General features: G+C 57.3%; 17 protein-coding genes. 3 read left to right on the forward strand and 14 right to left on the reverse strand.

Annotation, left to right across the window (positions count from 1 at the left end):
- Positions 1–34 precede the first annotated feature (34 nt).
- The 3 genes from EL26_RS09790 to rpmE all read right to left on the reverse strand — a co-directional run bounded on the left by EL26_RS09790 (position 35) and on the right by rpmE (position 1,691).
- On the reverse strand, positions 35–700 hold the full coding sequence (locus EL26_RS09790) for a YhcN/YlaJ family sporulation lipoprotein (protein WP_038087534.1): 666 nt from the start codon (positions 698–700) through the stop codon (positions 35–37).
- A 73-nt stretch (positions 701–773) separates the two neighbouring features.
- Positions 774–1,385 (reverse strand): thymidine kinase, encoded by a 612-nt coding sequence (locus EL26_RS09795; RefSeq protein WP_052036225.1) that lies wholly within the window; start codon positions 1,383–1,385, stop codon positions 774–776.
- A gap of 108 nt (positions 1,386–1,493) precedes the next feature.
- The gene (gene rpmE / locus EL26_RS09800; protein WP_038087537.1) at positions 1,494–1,691 is read right to left on the reverse strand and encodes a 50S ribosomal protein L31; all 198 of its coding nucleotides are present in this window, start codon (positions 1,689–1,691) and stop codon (positions 1,494–1,496) included.
- Positions 1,692–1,925: 234 nt separating this feature from the next.
- Here rpmE and EL26_RS09805 point away from each other — a divergent pair, with 234 nt between their 5' ends.
- On the forward strand, positions 1,926–3,215 hold the full coding sequence (locus EL26_RS09805; protein WP_038087540.1) for a helix-turn-helix domain-containing protein: 1,290 nt from the start codon (positions 1,926–1,928) through the stop codon (positions 3,213–3,215).
- Between the two features lie 267 nt (positions 3,216–3,482).
- Positions 3,483–3,659: a hypothetical protein gene (locus EL26_RS25475; RefSeq protein ID WP_161780702.1), complete on the forward strand. Its 177-nt coding sequence runs from the start codon at positions 3,483–3,485 to the stop codon at positions 3,657–3,659.
- Between the two features lie 64 nt (positions 3,660–3,723).
- On the opposite strand, the gene EL26_RS09810 is transcribed toward EL26_RS25475, so the two are convergent.
- From EL26_RS09810 to glpX, 3 genes are all read right to left on the reverse strand, one after another.
- Positions 3,724–4,992 carry a radical SAM family protein gene (locus EL26_RS09810; RefSeq protein WP_038087542.1) on the reverse strand — a complete coding sequence of 423 codons (1,269 nt, stop codon included), beginning with the start codon at positions 4,990–4,992 and terminating at the stop codon, positions 3,724–3,726.
- A gap of 85 nt (positions 4,993–5,077) precedes the next feature.
- The gene (rho, locus tag EL26_RS09815) at positions 5,078–6,346 is read right to left on the reverse strand and encodes a transcription termination factor Rho (RefSeq protein WP_038087545.1); all 1,269 of its coding nucleotides are present in this window, start codon (positions 6,344–6,346) and stop codon (positions 5,078–5,080) included.
- A 134-nt stretch (positions 6,347–6,480) separates the two neighbouring features.
- Positions 6,481–7,449 (reverse strand): class II fructose-bisphosphatase, encoded by a 969-nt coding sequence (gene glpX / locus EL26_RS09820; RefSeq protein ID WP_038087548.1) that lies wholly within the window; start codon positions 7,447–7,449, stop codon positions 6,481–6,483.
- A gap of 146 nt (positions 7,450–7,595) precedes the next feature.
- Here glpX and EL26_RS09825 point away from each other — a divergent pair, with 146 nt between their 5' ends.
- Positions 7,596–9,110 (forward strand): M1 family aminopeptidase, encoded by a 1,515-nt coding sequence (locus tag EL26_RS09825; protein ID WP_038087551.1) that lies wholly within the window; start codon positions 7,596–7,598, stop codon positions 9,108–9,110.
- Positions 9,111–9,322: 212 nt separating this feature from the next.
- Here the strand turns inward: EL26_RS09825 and EL26_RS09830 are convergent, their stop codons facing one another.
- From EL26_RS09830 to EL26_RS09865, 8 genes are all read right to left on the reverse strand, one after another.
- On the reverse strand, positions 9,323–10,465 hold the full coding sequence (locus EL26_RS09830) for an N-acetyldiaminopimelate deacetylase (RefSeq protein WP_038087553.1): 1,143 nt from the start codon (positions 10,463–10,465) through the stop codon (positions 9,323–9,325).
- A gap of 12 nt (positions 10,466–10,477) precedes the next feature.
- Complete coding sequence (gene dapD, locus EL26_RS09835; protein WP_038087556.1) at positions 10,478–11,194, reverse strand: 2,3,4,5-tetrahydropyridine-2,6-dicarboxylate N-acetyltransferase; 717 nt, start codon at positions 11,192–11,194, stop codon at positions 10,478–10,480.
- A 50-nt stretch (positions 11,195–11,244) separates the two neighbouring features.
- Positions 11,245–11,904: a hypothetical protein gene (locus tag EL26_RS09840; protein WP_038087558.1), complete on the reverse strand. Its 660-nt coding sequence runs from the start codon at positions 11,902–11,904 to the stop codon at positions 11,245–11,247.
- Positions 11,905–12,003: 99 nt separating this feature from the next.
- Positions 12,004–12,648, reverse strand: coding sequence for a fructose-6-phosphate aldolase (fsa, locus tag EL26_RS09845; protein ID WP_038087560.1), 645 nt, complete (start codon positions 12,646–12,648; stop codon positions 12,004–12,006).
- A 53-nt stretch (positions 12,649–12,701) separates the two neighbouring features.
- Positions 12,702–13,559: a class II fructose-1,6-bisphosphate aldolase gene (fba, locus tag EL26_RS09850; protein WP_038087563.1), complete on the reverse strand. Its 858-nt coding sequence runs from the start codon at positions 13,557–13,559 to the stop codon at positions 12,702–12,704.
- 81 nt (positions 13,560–13,640) lie between these two features.
- Positions 13,641–14,468, reverse strand: coding sequence for a 3-keto-5-aminohexanoate cleavage enzyme (gene kce / locus EL26_RS09855; protein WP_038087565.1), 828 nt, complete (start codon positions 14,466–14,468; stop codon positions 13,641–13,643).
- Complete coding sequence (gene kal / locus EL26_RS09860) at positions 14,469–14,879, reverse strand: 3-aminobutyryl-CoA ammonia lyase (RefSeq protein ID WP_038087568.1); 411 nt, start codon at positions 14,877–14,879, stop codon at positions 14,469–14,471.
- 15 nt (positions 14,880–14,894) lie between these two features.
- A complete protein-coding gene (locus EL26_RS09865; protein ID WP_038087571.1) occupies positions 14,895–15,266 on the reverse strand; it encodes a response regulator in 372 nt (123 codons plus the stop codon).
- Positions 15,267–15,522: the final 256 nt, after the last annotated feature.

The following is a 15,522-nucleotide window of genomic DNA, read 5'->3' on the forward strand; positions in this document are numbered from 1 at the left end:
TCCGAGACGACTCCGTTTTTCAAATCTTATTCACTTAGCGGGGGACCGCCGGCAGCATCGACGGACCGATCGCCGGAATGCGGCGGGTCAAATCCATGATGTCATCGTTGAACATGGAGAGCGAATGACCCGCGCGAATCTCGTCGGCGATGCGCTGCACGCGACGGTGCAACGCGCGGTCGGCCGTGATGTGCACGCGCTTAAATTCCGGCGCCTGCACCAAGATGCGCTGGCGGACGGTTTGGATCAGTCCCGTTTGCGCTTCCGGTCGTACGCCCTTGTCCAAGTTCAGCGCGACGATGGCCGTTTGCCCGATGACAAGCGCCCGCGCGTTCGCGACTCCGTTGACCGAATGCGCCAAGTCGGCAATTCGGTCGGCGGTGAACGTGTGCGGATAGACCCCTTGCGTCAGATCGGAGCCGCCGCCCGGATGAGCGAACGACCGCAAATCCACCGACGGGTTGGCGATGTTGTTGCGCCCGGAGAGATGTTCCCGATCGCCGTCTCCATCCACGTCGATGTTCTTGTTGTCCCAGTTCGGCACCCGTTGCAGATCTTGACCCGGCGCAATTTCGACCGTGTTGACGCCGTAGCGGTTGTCCGCTTTCTCCCGCGCGGTCTGGGTGCAACCGGACGCGCCGGTCACCGTGACGAGCGCGAGCAGGGCAACAAGACCTTGGACCCACTTGTTCTTAAGCATCAAGGTCACCTCCTTCGGGTACGGTTAGCTTGCCCGGCAGGAAGTGACGAGACACTGGAAATTGGAGTGGAGATTAGGCGCGGCTGACAGCCGGTTGCTGCGAACCACAATGCGATTGGCCCGGCGGCACATCGTGGCAGTGACGGCAACGCGCTTCATACGTCTCCGCCGCCCCGACGAGAATCACCGGATCGTCATAGCAAGCCGGTTCCCCGTTGATCAAGCGTTGGTTGCGGTTCGCCGGGTTGCCGCAGACGGTGCAAATCGCTTGCAGCTTCGTGACATATTCGGCGACGGAAAGCAAGTCCGGCGTCGGGCCGAACGGCTCGCCGCGGAAGTCTTGGTCAAGACCCGCCACGATCACGCGGATGCCGTTGTCCGCCCACTCTTGGCAACGCGCGACGATCTCGCGGTCAAAAAATTGCACTTCATCCACAGCGATCACTTCGGTGCCCGGTTCTACGAGCGCGACGATCTCCGCGACCGAACTCACGGCGCAGGCTTCCGCTTTCTCTCCACTGTGCGACACGACGGCGGTCTGGTGGTAGCGGTCATCGATCTTCGGTTTGAATACCTGCACCGATTGGCGGGCGATGCTGGCCCGCTTCACTCGGCGAATCAGCTCTTCACTTTTCCCGGAAAACATACTGCCACAGATGACCTCGATCCAACCAGGCTTGTTCATGAAATGCAACCGCGATCTCTCCCTAATTCTCATAATGTATATCAACTAGTATACCTCAGAAACATAAAAAGCAGGGCAGCGAACTGCCCTGCTTTCTTGTCACGTGTCTTAGATACCGTATTTCTTCTTGAAACGGTCGACACGGCCGCCTGCATCCAGAAACTTCTGTTTACCGGTGTAGAACGGGTGGCACTGCGAGCAGATCTCGACCTTGAGGCCTTCCTTAACGGAGCCGGTCTCGAACTTGTTGCCGCAAGCACAGGTGACGGTGGTCAGATGATACTTCGGATGGATATCAGTTTTCATAGTCTGTTCACCTCATTCCTAGCCATAGGTTTTGCCATGGCTCTTTGTTCACACGCATCAATTAATATACCACACGACCCGAATCGGAAGCAAGAAAATCTCCTACATAAAAATGCTTTACAAGTTTCAAAAATCGGTGTACTTTAAGTGGTAGAGTTTTACTCTATAATGGGTAACTTAAGTTGCTATAGGATGTATAGCGTGATTTATTTTAAACATCTAGGAGGGTGTACTTTGATTTCTTTGGGGCAAAAAATCCGTGAGTTGCGCATTCGTAAAGGATTGACACAGCAAGAGCTTGGCGCCGGGATCGTGACGATCTCTATGATCAGTCAGATCGAATCGGATAAAGCATACCCGTCGCATAAAGTGCTGGAACAAATCGCTGCCCGGCTGGAAACGCCGATCGAATATTTTGTAGCCGATATGCAGACGCAAATGGAGCAGAGTTCTACGTACAAATTAGCGCGTGCTTACCTGGCAGCCAAGAATTTCGACATGGCAATTCCCCTGTTTCGCGATTTGATTTCCAATCCCGCCCCCCACTTGATGGTGCATGAAGTTCAATATGATTTGGCCGAAGCTTGGCTTTCCAGCGGTGACATTGAGAAAGCGGTGGAATTGTTCGAGCAAGTTCTCGACACGGTCGTCCGCAAAAACGACGACAGCTTTGCTCTGCTTTGCTTAAACAAACTCGGCGAAGCGCGTTACGACCAAGAGAACTATCCTCTCGCTCTCTATCATTGGCATAAAGCCTACGAGACATTCTCCCGCGTCAAAGAGATCGACCCGTTCACCCGTGCGCGAATCATCACGAACTTGGGTCATGCCCACTATAAACTGGGCGAATACAACGATTCTGTCCGCTTCTATCGAGAAGCTTATAATTTGTTGCGCGGCAGCACCAACATGCGCCAATTGGCGGACGTCTACCTCGGACTCGGCAATTCGTATAAAAACCTCGGTGAATACGCGCGGGCGATCGACTACTGCCATGACGCGCTCACCATTTACGAAAGCTTGCAAAACATTCGCCAAGCGATCGAAGTCAAAGTCAACTTTGCGCTCGTCGAAGCGGAGAACGGTGACCTGGCGGAAGGCATTGAGCTTCTGCACGAGTGCCTTGCCGAATACCGCAAACACGAACTGCCGACCGATAACTTGCGGATCTACAGCGAGATCGCCAGACTGTACATCCGCGCCGGCCGCCTGCAAGAAGCGGAAGCGTTCTGCCAAGAGACGCTGTTCCTGCTGCCGGAGCATGCGGAAAACCTCGCGTCCGTCTACCAATCGCTCGCCCGCGTCAAGCGCGAGCAAGGCGACACCGACGCGTCGATCCAGTGGATCAAGCAAGCGATCGCCCTGCATGAGAAACTCGGCCATCGCTCGGAGTTGCGCACGGCCATCGAGGAACTCGCCGACCTCTACGAGCAGATCGGCGATTACGTCTTGGCGAACGAAACGCTTCGCCAATTGCACGTCGTCCTCGACTCTTCTCTGCGCAAGATCGGCATTCTCGTCTAAGGTATAAGAGCAAAGTTAGTACGTGTGGAAGCCTGTCGAGGGACAGGCTTCTTTTTTGTTGAAGATTGTCGTAAATTGTCTATTATAGTCAATGTAAATTTTCTAAGTTGACAACAAAGAAATCACAATTAGTATATTGTAATATCGCGTTTGCCATGTATAATATACGTAAGGAAACCGGTCACTCTATTACATGAATATTAATATCATAAACTAAACAAAATAGACCGGATTACCAGAGTTTGTCACTTCATGGGAGGGTGTATCATGAAAAAAAGAATGGGTCTGTTGGTGATTGCAACTTGCGCTTTGATCAGTTTCGCTCTGGCTTCTCATACGACTGGAGCTTGGTGGAGTGAACACGAACCGAACCACTTGCAACTCGCGGACGTACAAACGGTCATTACCCCCGATTGGTGGAGTGAACACGAACCGAACCACTAAGAACACGAAAACACAACAAACAAAGCCTCCCATACCCGAGGGTCTGGGAGGCTTTTTCTTTGGGTTACGCGCGGTTGCGGCGCATCTGTTCCGGCGGAACGTGCGTGAACGAACCGATCACCGTGTTCGGGCACTCTTGGCGGAAGATGTCGAGCATGGTCTTCATGCCGAGCAGTTCGCCGCGCTGTTTCGGGATGTGTTGCAAGTACCATTCCGGGTCGATGTTCAAGTTGCGCATCTGAATCAATTTGACGTTGTTTGCGTTGACGAAGTCGACCATCGCTTCGATCTCTTCTTCGCGGTCGGTGACGCCGGGGAAGATCAGATAGTTGATCGACGTGTAGACGCCCTTGTCCGCCGCGTACTTCAGCGAACGGCCGACGTTTTCCACGCCGTACAGACGCGGGCGGTAGTAAGCGTTGTAATGATCGTCGAGCGCCGAAATCGTCGAGACCCGCATCAGGTCGAGGCCGGCGTCGGTGATCAGCTTGATCATGTCGGTGAGACCGGCGTTGGTGTTGATGTTGATGAAACCGCGGTCCGTTTCAGCGCGCACGCGGCGGATCGCTTCGGCGATGTCGACGCCGCGCGTGGACGGTTCGCCCTCGCAGCCCTGGCCAAACGAGATGATCGCGTCCTGCCCGGCGGTGTTCAAGTGGTGAAGCATCAACTGCACCATCTCGTCGACCGTCGGCTTGAAGTCCAAGCGCGTTTGCGGAGACGGGAACGGCGAGTCGTCCGGCTGCTCGGAGATGCAGCCGACACAGCCGGCGTTGCAGGTCATCGAGACCGGCAGCGACCCTTCCCAACGTTCGAGGAACGTGTTGCGCGACGTCAAGCAGCCGTATTCGAGCGCACACTTGGTCAAGTGTTGCCAGATGCGGTTCTCCGGGTAGAGCGTCGTGATTTTTTGCACGGCGGATTCGACTTTGTCGTCCGGAGCGGAGAGCGGGTTCCACTTGTCCGGATCATCGCTCGCTTCGGCTGCGACGTAGAATCCGTCCTCCATCCAGACGACCGCCGTGTAGCCGAACAGCGGCCACGTTTCGCTTTCGTCCTTCTTGGCGTAGGCGGGCAGGAGCAAGCGCGTGAAGCCCTGCGGCAACAGCGCGCCGACCGCCGAGTACTCTTCGGGGAGCGCGATCGTCTTGCCGGTGTCCGGGTCGACGCCCAGAGCGCGCGCGCCCGGCAGCGAGACGAGCGTCGCGCCTTCCGGGAGCGGAATCAGTTCTTGCGGGTAGATATCGGTGAGGAACTCTCCGTTGCGGCCGAGGGCCAACAGATCGGAGTGATCGTAGATTTGTCCTTTGGAATCTGCATACACGAGATGCATGGAGTGTTTCCCTCATTTCTTTGTCGCCTGTGCACTATTCTAACACAAAGAACCGAATGCATGCGCATCCGGTTCCTTCTCATGCTTAGGCTTGTTCGTTCAATTGTTTCTGTTCCTTCTGCCCCTCGACGCCCGCCATAAACTCGTCGTTGGTCGGGGTTTTTTTGAGTTGGCGCAAGAGCACTTCGGTGAAGTCCGAGTTGTCGCTCATCGACTTGCGCATCGCCCAAATCTTATCGAGGTGCTCCGGTTCCATCAGCAGTTCTTCGCGGCGGGTGCCCGACTTGCGGATGTCGATCGCCGGGAAGATGCGCTTCTCCGCCAGCTTGCGGTCGAGTTGCAGTTCCATGTTGCCCGTGCCCTTGAACTCCTCGTAAATCACATCGTCCATCCGCGAACCGGTTTCCACCAGCGCCGTCGCGAGGATGGTCAGCGACCCGCCCTCTTCGATGTTGCGCGCCGCGCCGAAGAAACGCTTCGGGCGGTGGAACGCCGCCGGATCGATACCGCCGGACAAAGTGCGGCCGGACGGCGGGATGACGAGGTTGTACGCGCGGGTCAGACGGGTAATCGAATCGACGAGAATCACAACGTCCTTGCCGTGCTCCACGAGACGCATCGCTCGCTCCAAGACCATCTCCGCCACCTTGATATGATGCTCCGGCACTTCATCGAACGTGGACGCCACGACTTCTGCTTTGACGGAGCGCTGCATGTCGGTGACTTCCTCGGGGCGCTCGTCGATCAAGAGGACGAACAGCTCGGCTTGCGGGTGGTTGGTGGTGATCGAGTTGGCAATTTCCTTGAGCAGGAGGGTTTTCCCGGCCTTGGGCGGTGCGACGATCAAACCGCGCTGGCCGAAGCCGACCGGAGAGAGCAGGTCGATAATGCGGGTGGAGATTTTTTCCGGGGAGGTTTCCATCTGGATCTTGCGTGTCGGGAACAGCGGGGTCAGCGCCGGGAAGTGGATGCGCTCCGCCGCCTGCTCCGGTGTCATGCCGTTGACGGCTTCCACTTGGAGCAGGCCGAAGTAGCGCTCGTTCTCCTTGGGCTTGCGCACTTTGCCGGAGACGCGGTCGCCGGTGCGCAAGTCAAAGCGGCGAATCTGCGATGCCGCCACGTAAATGTCTTCGGAGGAAGGCAAATAACCGGTGGGACGCAGGAACCCGTAGCCGTCCTGCATGATCTCAAGCACGCCTTCCGCAAACAGCAGGCCCTCTTCTTCGGCTTGGGCGCGGAGGATGGCGAAGACCAGTTCCTTTTTCTTGAGCGTACCGTAGTACGGGATTTCAAATTGCTTGGCCAACTTGTATAAGTCGGGCAGTTTCATGTCTTCCAATTCGTTCATGTTCATGGGCAAGGAACCGTCACCTTCAATTCAAATTCAGTCCTAAATATCCTTTATTATACCACTTTTCCCGCCCATGAACTCGTGTATGCAAAAATTATTCTAATTAAACTTCGCTTACATCCCCCGCCAAACAGGCGTTAGACCATCACGAGATGCGGTTTTTGTTCGAGGTTGTGGCGAGCGTCGACGAAGCGCACGGTGCCCGTCTTGGCGCGCATGACGACCGAGTGCGTGGTGGAAATCGAGTTGCCGAGGAAGCGCACGCCCTTGAGCAGTTCGCCGTCGGTGACGCCGGTCGCGGCAAAAATCGCGTCGTCGCCTTTGACGAGGTCGTCGAGCAGCAGGATTTTGTGCGGGTCTTCGAGGCCCATCGAGATGCAGCGCTCCACTTCCGCTTCGTTCTCCGGCTTCAGACGGCCTTGGAACTCTCCGCCCAGGCATTTGATCGCCGCCGCTGCCAAGACGCCTTCCGGAGCGCCGCCGGAGCCGAACATGATGTCCACGCCGGTCTCTTCAAAGCAAGTGTTGATCGCCGCGGCGACGTCGCCGTCGGAGATCAGTTTGATCCGGGCGCCCGCCGAGCGGATCTCTTCGATCAGCGCGCCGTGGCGCTCGCGGTCGAGGAGAGTGGCGACGACGTCCGAGACTTTCTTATTCGACGCTTTGGCGACGGCCTCGAGGTTTTCCTTGACGGTGGCGTCGAGGTGCACGAGTCCCTTGGCGCGCGGGCCGACCGCCAGCTTTTCCATGTACATGTCGGGTGCGTGCAACAGGGTGCCTTTCGGAGCGACGGCAACGACGGTCAAGCCGTTCCACAGCCCCTTGGCGACGATGTTCGTGCCTTCCAGCGGATCGACGGCAACGTCGAGCTTCGGCCCCCAGCCGGCGCCCAAACGCTCCCCGATGTAGAGCATCGGAGCCTCGTCCATCTCGCCTTCGCCGATGACGACGGTCCCTTTCATGTTGACCGAATCAAACATCGCCCGCATCGCGGTGGTCGCGGCGTTGTCCGCTTCGTTTTTCTTGCCCGACCCGACCCAGCGTGCGGCGGCGAGGGCTGCTGCTTCGGTGACGCGTACGATCTCAAGCGCAAGTTCACGTTCCATCTATGAGGTCATCTCCGTTTCGTGTGCGTTCTTTCGCCAACATTATAGCACATTGGCGGTAATGTGTTATACCATTTTATGCAGGAGAGCTTGTCAATCTTGTCGAAGTGGGTTGGGCTTGGATTGGAACGGATGGAGGCGGCAAGATGCGACGGAAGCGTCTGGGGTTGTGGTTGTATTCGATGATGTTGACGCTGTTGTCGACGCTGGTGATCTTGGGCATCGTGCTGCGTCCGCCGGAGGGGTGGACGCCGGTGTTGAAAGAGACGTACCACCGCTGGTTTGGGGAGAAGCCGTTGCAGGTTCAGCCCTTGACGGCTCCGACGCCGCATGAGTCGTCGTACGCGATCAAAGCGTACTGGGACGAGGGCAAGCGGTTGATCACCGCCGAAGAGACGGTGACTTTGCCGCAGTTGCAGTTGGACGGAATCCCCTTCTATTTATATACCCCTGCTGGTGCCTTGCAAATTCGCGACGTGAAATTGAACGGACAAGCGGTGAAGTTCGACGTGAACGACTCGCAGTTGACCGTGCAAGCCGCCCCCGCGAGCGGGCCGCAGACGGTGACGCTGACGTTTGACGTGACGGTGCCGGAAAGCGCGAAACGGTTTGGGATCTATAAGGGCGTAGCGACGATGTGTTATTGGTATCCGGTGCTCGCCGTCGAGCGCGACGGGAAATGGATGCCGCGTCCCGATTCTCTTGGGTTTGGCGACCCGTTCCTCATGGATTTGGGGAACTACCGGATCGAGTGGAACGCGCCCGCCGGCTACAAGTGGTACGGCTCGGGGCAGAAACTTTCGGAAACTGCGGCGGACGGCGGGCGCGTCGTGTCGGTGTGGCAAGCGGAGAAAGTCCGCAATTTTGCGCTGGTCGGCGGGCGCGGATTTCAAGAGGCGGCGTTTGAGACGGGGTACGGGACGCACGTCGTCGTGGCGACGGTCGATCCGGCGAAGCTCGCACAGACGGTGGAGTTGGCGCGGTCGGCGGTGAGTACGTATTCCCAAGACGTGGGGATCGATCCGAATCCGGTGCTGACGGTGCTGGAGTTGCCAAGCGGAACGATCTATGCGCATGAGTTGCCGAACTTGGCGCTTTTTTCGGAGGACTTGTGGGGGTATGACGATCCACAGCATTGGATAGCGCATGAGATCGGGCATGTGTGGTTTTACAACACCGTGGGGAATTACGAAGCGGAGACGCCGTGGTTGGACGAGGGGTTGGCGGATTACCTGGCGCTGATCGAGATGGAGACGCGGCAAGGCGAGGGGGCTTATCAGAACTGGATCGCAGAGTATTGGCAGCGTTTCAAAGCGGGCGACACGTACTCGCCGTACAAGCCCGGCACTTCCGCCGGGGTGCTGAACGGGCAGACCGCCGTTCCGTACGGGTCGTATGCCACGTCGCAGGCGCATTATTACTACAGCTATCTGCGTCCGATCTTGATGTACCATGACTTGCGGAGTCAGATGGGGGACGAGAAGTTTTTCAAGTTCCTGAAGCAGTATTACATTAAGAACGCGCAGAAGACTGCCACGCGCGCCGATTTGGAGCAAGCGCTGGATGACATTGATCCGGCGATGGTCGCGAGGATGAAGCTCTGGCTGGATACGCCCAACGAGCAGTTGATCTCTCAGGTGAAAGCGGCGTTCGGCGGGTAGGAAAAAAGGAACTCTCCCGCACAGGATTCCCGCAAGAAGAGGTTCTCTGCCTGCACACAAGATTCACACGAAACGAGTCTCTGCCGTACACGGGTTTCACACGAATAGATAACAGCCTGCACAGAAGTTGCTTTGGATAAGTTGTCTCATGCGCGTGTACGCATACAAAAGGGTCTCTTCCGCACACAAATGCGCGGGAGAGACCCTTCTTATTACTTCGTTGCCGCTTTGGCGAGGTACTTCGTCATGACGTTGATCGCCACGCCGATCGCATTCTCGCTCGGTTCGATCTTGGCGTGATGCAAGCCGTACGGCGTGTCGGCTCCCAGCCAGAACATCAAGCCGGGGATTTCGGCGAGGAAATAGCCGAAGTCTTCGCCCGTCATCGCTTCCTTGGCTTCCACCAACGTCGCTTCTCCCGACTCGCGCAGCCAGTTCATGAAATCAAGCGTCACCGCTTCGTCGTTGTACACTTGGCAGTAGTTCGACCCGTAGTCGATCTCCGCCCGGCACTCAAACCCGATCTCAATCCCCTTGACCAACGCTTCGATGCGCGATTTGATCTTTGCCATCGATTCCATCGAGAACGTCCGAATCGTCCCTTCCAAACGCGCCCGCTCGGCGATGATGTTCTGGCGGGTGCCCGCCTCAATCTTGCCGACCGTGACGACACCGGAATCCAGCGGGTCGAGGTTGCGCGCCACGATGCTTTGCAACTGTGTCGCCAAGTGCGCCTGCGCCACCACCATGTCGTTTGCCGTATGCGGGAACGCCGCATGGCCGCCCTTGCCGATCAAGTCGATGAACAGCTCCGACGTGTTCGCAAACAAGATGCCCGGTTTGGTCGCGATGGTGCCGACCGGATACTCCGGCGCGATATGCAACGCAAAAATCCGATCGGGACGCCACGCTTGAAACTCGTCGCTCTGCATCATCGGCAGCGCCCCGCCGGGGCCTTCCTCCGCCGGTTGGAAGAGAAACAGCAAGTTGTCGTCCACCGCGTTCTCCGCCTGCGCGAAGTGGGTCAACACGCCAAGGCCGATCGTCATGTGCACATCGTGACCGCACGCGTGCATAAAGCCCGGATGCGTCGATTTGAACTCATACGATGTCTCTTCCGAAATCGCCAGCGCGTCCATGTCCGCGCGGTACGCCAGCGTGCGCGACGGGTTGGTGCCTTGGACCCGCACGAGGATGCCGGTGCGCCACGTCTTGACTTCCAAGCGCTCCTGCGGGAGTTTTGCGATGTAGTCAAGCAGGTACTGCTGGGTCTTGAACTCTTGGAAACCCGGTTCCGGGATCTGGTGCAGATCCCGGCGGATCTGAATGTAGCGTTCCAATTCCAAGGTCGGCATGCGGCTCTCCCCTTACAGTTGACGCAGAGCTTGCATGATCTCCGTCTTGGACTTGGTTTTCGCGTCGATGTCCTTGATGATGCGCGCCGGAGCCCCTGCCACGACGACGCCCGCCGGAACGTCTTGCGTGACGACCGCGCCCGCCGCGACGACAGAGCCCTTGCCCACGCGCACGCCTTCGAGGATGACCGCGTTCGCGCCGACGAGCACGTCGTCTTCGATGATGACCGGAGTTGCGGACGGCGGTTCCACCACGCCCGCAACAACCGCCCCTGCGCCGATGTGGCAGTTTTTGCCGATCGTACCGCGACCGCCGACGACCGCGTTCATGTCGATCATCGTGCCTTCGCCGATCACCGCGCCGATGTTGATCGAAGCGCCGAACATGATGATCGCGTTGTCGCCGATCTCCACTTGTTCGCGGATGATCGCGCCCGGCTCGATGCGGGCTTTGATGTTTTTCATGTCGAGCAGCGGGATCGCCGAGTTGCGGCGGTCGTTTTCCACGACGTAGTCCGCAATTTTCTCACCGGCGGCGATCAGTGCCGGGCCAACTTCTTTCCAGTCGCCGAAGATCACACCGACGTTGCCGGTGATAAAAGTTTTGGTGTTTGCTCCGAAGTCGATGCTTTCGAGGTCGGTGCCTTTGATATGTACTTTAACCGGGGTTTTCTTCTCGCTTTTTTGGATGAATTCGATAATTTGGTAAGCGTCCATCATGTTGCTCATAGGTGTTTGATCCCCTTTCAAAGTGACTCACTTCGTTATCATATCACGTTTCATGATTTTTTGAGCCGCGACCAGCCGAACACGCCGTAGAAGATCACGGCGATGCCGATCAATTCACCGAGCGGCAACCACTCCGGAACCCCGAGTACCGCCAACCGCCCCACCACGGAGAGAAGCACCGCTCCGGCGGCAATGAACAGGTTGCCGCTGAAACGGGACTTCCACCACGACCAGAGCGGGCCGAAGATCAAAATCAAACCTCCGACGCCGGAGAGAATCGGCGGGAACACCGAGCGGATCACCGAGCCCTTGGGCAGCGCGTTGCCGCCGATCGCCGCATCGTGATGCCCTATGACCGACGGGTCGGGCACCGCCGTCACAAGCAGGGCTGCGAGCGTCGCCATCAGCGCGATCATGATCACGAGATACACATGTCCAATCTTGCTCTTAAACAGCATGTACATCTCGCCGGCCGCCATGATCGCCACCAGCGAAACGGCGTTGAAATAGTAGAACTTGTACATCGACGGGCTCCAGCCGTACGCCAGCGCGTAGAATTCTCCAAACGACGCGCAGGCGTACGACAACATGGAGATCGCCCACCACAATTGGTACAGCCGCTTGCGGCCCGCATATTGCCGGAACAGCAGCACGGCGAACCACAGCGAAATCAGGGAGGCTCCCAACGGGACCCAAGAAGATGCGTTCATGAACGGGTCTAGCCCCTTTCTTCGCTCCATCAGACAGATTTACACAGAAAAACAAGCACCTCCTAAGAACGAAGAGGTGCTTGGAAGTTCACGCTTGTCTTATTTCTTCATGCCTTCCCAGTCTTTCAAGAAGCGCTCGATCCCGGCATCGGTGAGCGGATGCTTGACGAGAGAGGTCAGCACGTTGTAAGGCATCGTCCCGATGTGCGCACCTGCCATCGCGGCTTGGGTGACATGGATCGGATGACGGATCGACGCCGCGATGATCTCGGTGTCGATGCCGTGCACGGTGAAGATTTGCACGATATCGTTGATCAGGCCCATGCCGTCCGTCGAGATGTCGTCGAGACGACCGAGGAACGGCGAGACGAACGTTGCGCCTGCGCGCGCCGCCATCAGCGCTTGGTTCGCGGTGAAGATCAACGTGACGTTGGTTTTGATGCCGCGCTTCGCGAATTGATGGCACGCTTTCAGACCTTCCAGCGTCATCGGAAGCTTGATGGTGATGTTCGGATGGATTTCCGAGAGCTTCAGGCCCTCTTCGACCATGCCTTCCGCATCGAGAGAAATGACTTCCGCAGAGATCGGGCCGTCGACGATTTGCACGATTTCACGCAGCATCGCGTGGAAATCGCCGCCTTCCTTCGCGACGAGCGACGGGTTGGTCGTAACGCCGGCGATGACGCCGAGTTCGTTTGCTTTTCGAATGTCTGCTACATTGGCAGTATCAAGAAAAAATTTCACTGTTGAGTTCCCTCCTCACGTTCTAGAACTAGGATGTGAAAAATCCCGTTCTCTTACGCGCGACCGGAAGACCCGAACAGGCGCATTTTTTCCTTGACGACTTCCTTGATCGCAGCTTTGCCCGGGCCGAGGTACTTGCGCGGGTCATATACTTTCGCGTCTTTCGCAAAGATCTCGCGGATCGTGTTGGTCAGCGCGATTTGGTTTTCGGTGTTGACGTTGATTTTGGAGACGCCAAGCGAAATCGCTTTGCGGATGTCTTCGTCCGGGATGCCGGAACCGCCGTGGAGAACCATCGGGGTGTTCGGGAGCAGATCGCGGATTTCTTGGAGACGGCCGAAAGCCAGTTCCGGTTTGCCGACGTACACGCCGTGCGCGGAACCGATCGCCGGTGCCAGCGCGTCGATGCCGGACTCTTCGACCAGACGCTTCGCTTCTTCCGGCAGAGCCAGGGTCGCGTCGCGCTCGTCGACGGTCAGGTCGTCCTCGGTGCCGCCGATGCGGCCCAGTTCGCCCTCGACTTCAATGCCCAGCGGGTGGCACAGGTCGACAACGCGCTTGGTCAACTCGATGTTTTGTTCGAGCGCGTAGTGAGATGCGTCGATCATGATCGAGGAGAAACCTGCGCGCACGCACTTGACGACGTACTCGAAGCTCGGGCCGTGGTCGAGGTGCAGGATGACCGGAACTTTCGCGGTTTCTGCCGCCACGCGCGCCATTGCGACGGTGTAGTCGATGCCCATGTACTTGATTGCGCCTTCGGAGCAGCCGAGAATCACCGGAGATTTCTCTTCGTTCGCCGCTTCGACGATCGCTTGGGTGAATTCCAAGTTGTTCATGTTGAACTGACCGACTGCATAGCCGTTCTTGAGACCGTCCAGCAATACTTCCTTAAAGGATGCAAATGCCATTATGTAGCCTCCTCCGTCCTATCTGGAAAATGTTCTATCTGTAAGCTGTATCTTGGTTTCTACTCCCTATCATACCGCTTTTCAGCCGACATTGACAGGGGAGATGCCCAAGATTTTTCGTGCCTCTTGCGCGGTGGCGACTTCCCGGCCCAGCTCCTTGGCAAGACGGACGATGCGCTCGACGAACTGCGCGTTGGACGTTGCCAGAACGCCTTTTTCGTAGTAGATGTTGTCTTCAAACCCGACGCGCACGTGGCCGCCCAGCAAAATCGCCATCGTGTTCAGCGGCAATTGGGCTCTGCCGACGCCGGCCACCGACCAAGTCGAGCCCGCCGGAATCTGATTGACCATGTACTGGAGGTTCTCGATCGTTCCCGGAATCGCGCCCGGCACGCCGAGAACGAAATCAAAGTGCAGCGGCGCGGTGACGAGTCCCTTTTTGAGCAAGCGCAGGGCGTTGTTTATCATGCCCACGTCGAAGATCTCCAATTCCGGGCGCACGCCGTGCTCTTGCATCGCTTGGGCGTACGCTTCGATGTCCTTCGGCGTGTTCATGAACACATCGTCGCCGAAATTGACGGTACCGACGGTAAGCGTCGCCATCTCCGGCTTGAGCGTGACCGGTTGCAGGCGTTCTTCTGCGGTCATGCCAACAGCACCGCCCGTGGAAACTTGGACGATGATGTCGCACTTCGCGGAGATTTTTTCGATGATCTGACGGTAGATTTCCTTGTCTTGCGTCGGGTTGCCGGCCGCGTCGCGCGCGTGCACATGCGCAATCGACGCGCCCGCTTTCCACGCTTCGTACGCCGCGTCGGCGATTTCGTCCGGTGTGAGCGGCAAGTGCGGCTGCTGTTCGCGCGTGACTTCCGCGCCGTCGAGGGCGACCGTGATAATCAGCTTCTCCATCTACGCTTCCTCCCGCTTCAGACGTTGTTTGTCTTTCGGAGTGACGCAGGTGCCGCTGGCGTACGTGACGAGAATCGGCTCTTCCAACACTTCCGCCGCCGACGGGTTGTCGGGGTCGATGTTGCCGCGGATGACTTTGTACGCGTGGAATTCCATCTTGCGCGAGGTGTTGCCGATCTGCGTCACCGTGCCGTGCGCTTCAATATAGTCGCCGGCGTAGACCGGCGCTTTGAACTCCACTTTGTCGTACGCGACGAACAGACCTTCGTCGCCGTCCAGACGAATCAACAATTCCGTCGCCACGTCGCCGAACAGTCCGAGCATGCGCGCGCCGTCCACGAGATCCCCGCCGTAATGGGCGTCATGGGAGCTCATTCGCAAACGGATCATGGCTTTCTCAACTCTCTCCATCGGACAACCCTCCCCTTACGATACGAGCTGCGCGTTGACCGCTTGGCGCAGTTCGTCAATATCAAACGGCTTGGTGAAATGGGTGATCGCGCCGAGCACGGTCGCTTCCTTGATCAGGTCCAGTTCGCCGTACGCGGTCATCATGATGACTTTGGTGTCGGGCTCGATGGTGCGAATGTGGCGGAGGATCTCCAGCCCGTCCATGCCCGGAATTTTCATATCGAGAAGCACGAGGTCCGGTTGGTGCTCTTTGACGATTTCCAGTGCGGTCACGCCGTTCGGTGCTTGGAAAATGGTATAGCCTTCCTTATCCAAAACCTCCTGCAACAATACGCGAATGCCATATTGATCATCTACAATGAGAACCTTTTTATCTTTCCGATCCATTTCGGCAAGAGCCCCTTTCTTACAAGAACTTTCCATTGCTTAGACTGATTCGCCTCGCGTGAACTAAATTCCTTTTTCCTTTGTGGATGCGGCAAAAGAGGAGAAAACTTGATGTTTTTCGTGGTTTTTCGACTTTTTTCGGCAAACGGAAGAGGCGGGCTGAGCGACGTCATTTCATCTGTATGCAAGCAGTATGACCGCACTTACATTTGTAAAAAAGACAGCCGCCCGCAAGCGGATTGCGAGTGCTGTCCAG

This window comes from Tumebacillus flagellatus, assembly GCF_000714935.1.
In the GTDB taxonomy this organism is placed as follows: domain Bacteria; phylum Bacillota; class Bacilli; order Tumebacillales; family Tumebacillaceae; genus Tumebacillus; species Tumebacillus flagellatus.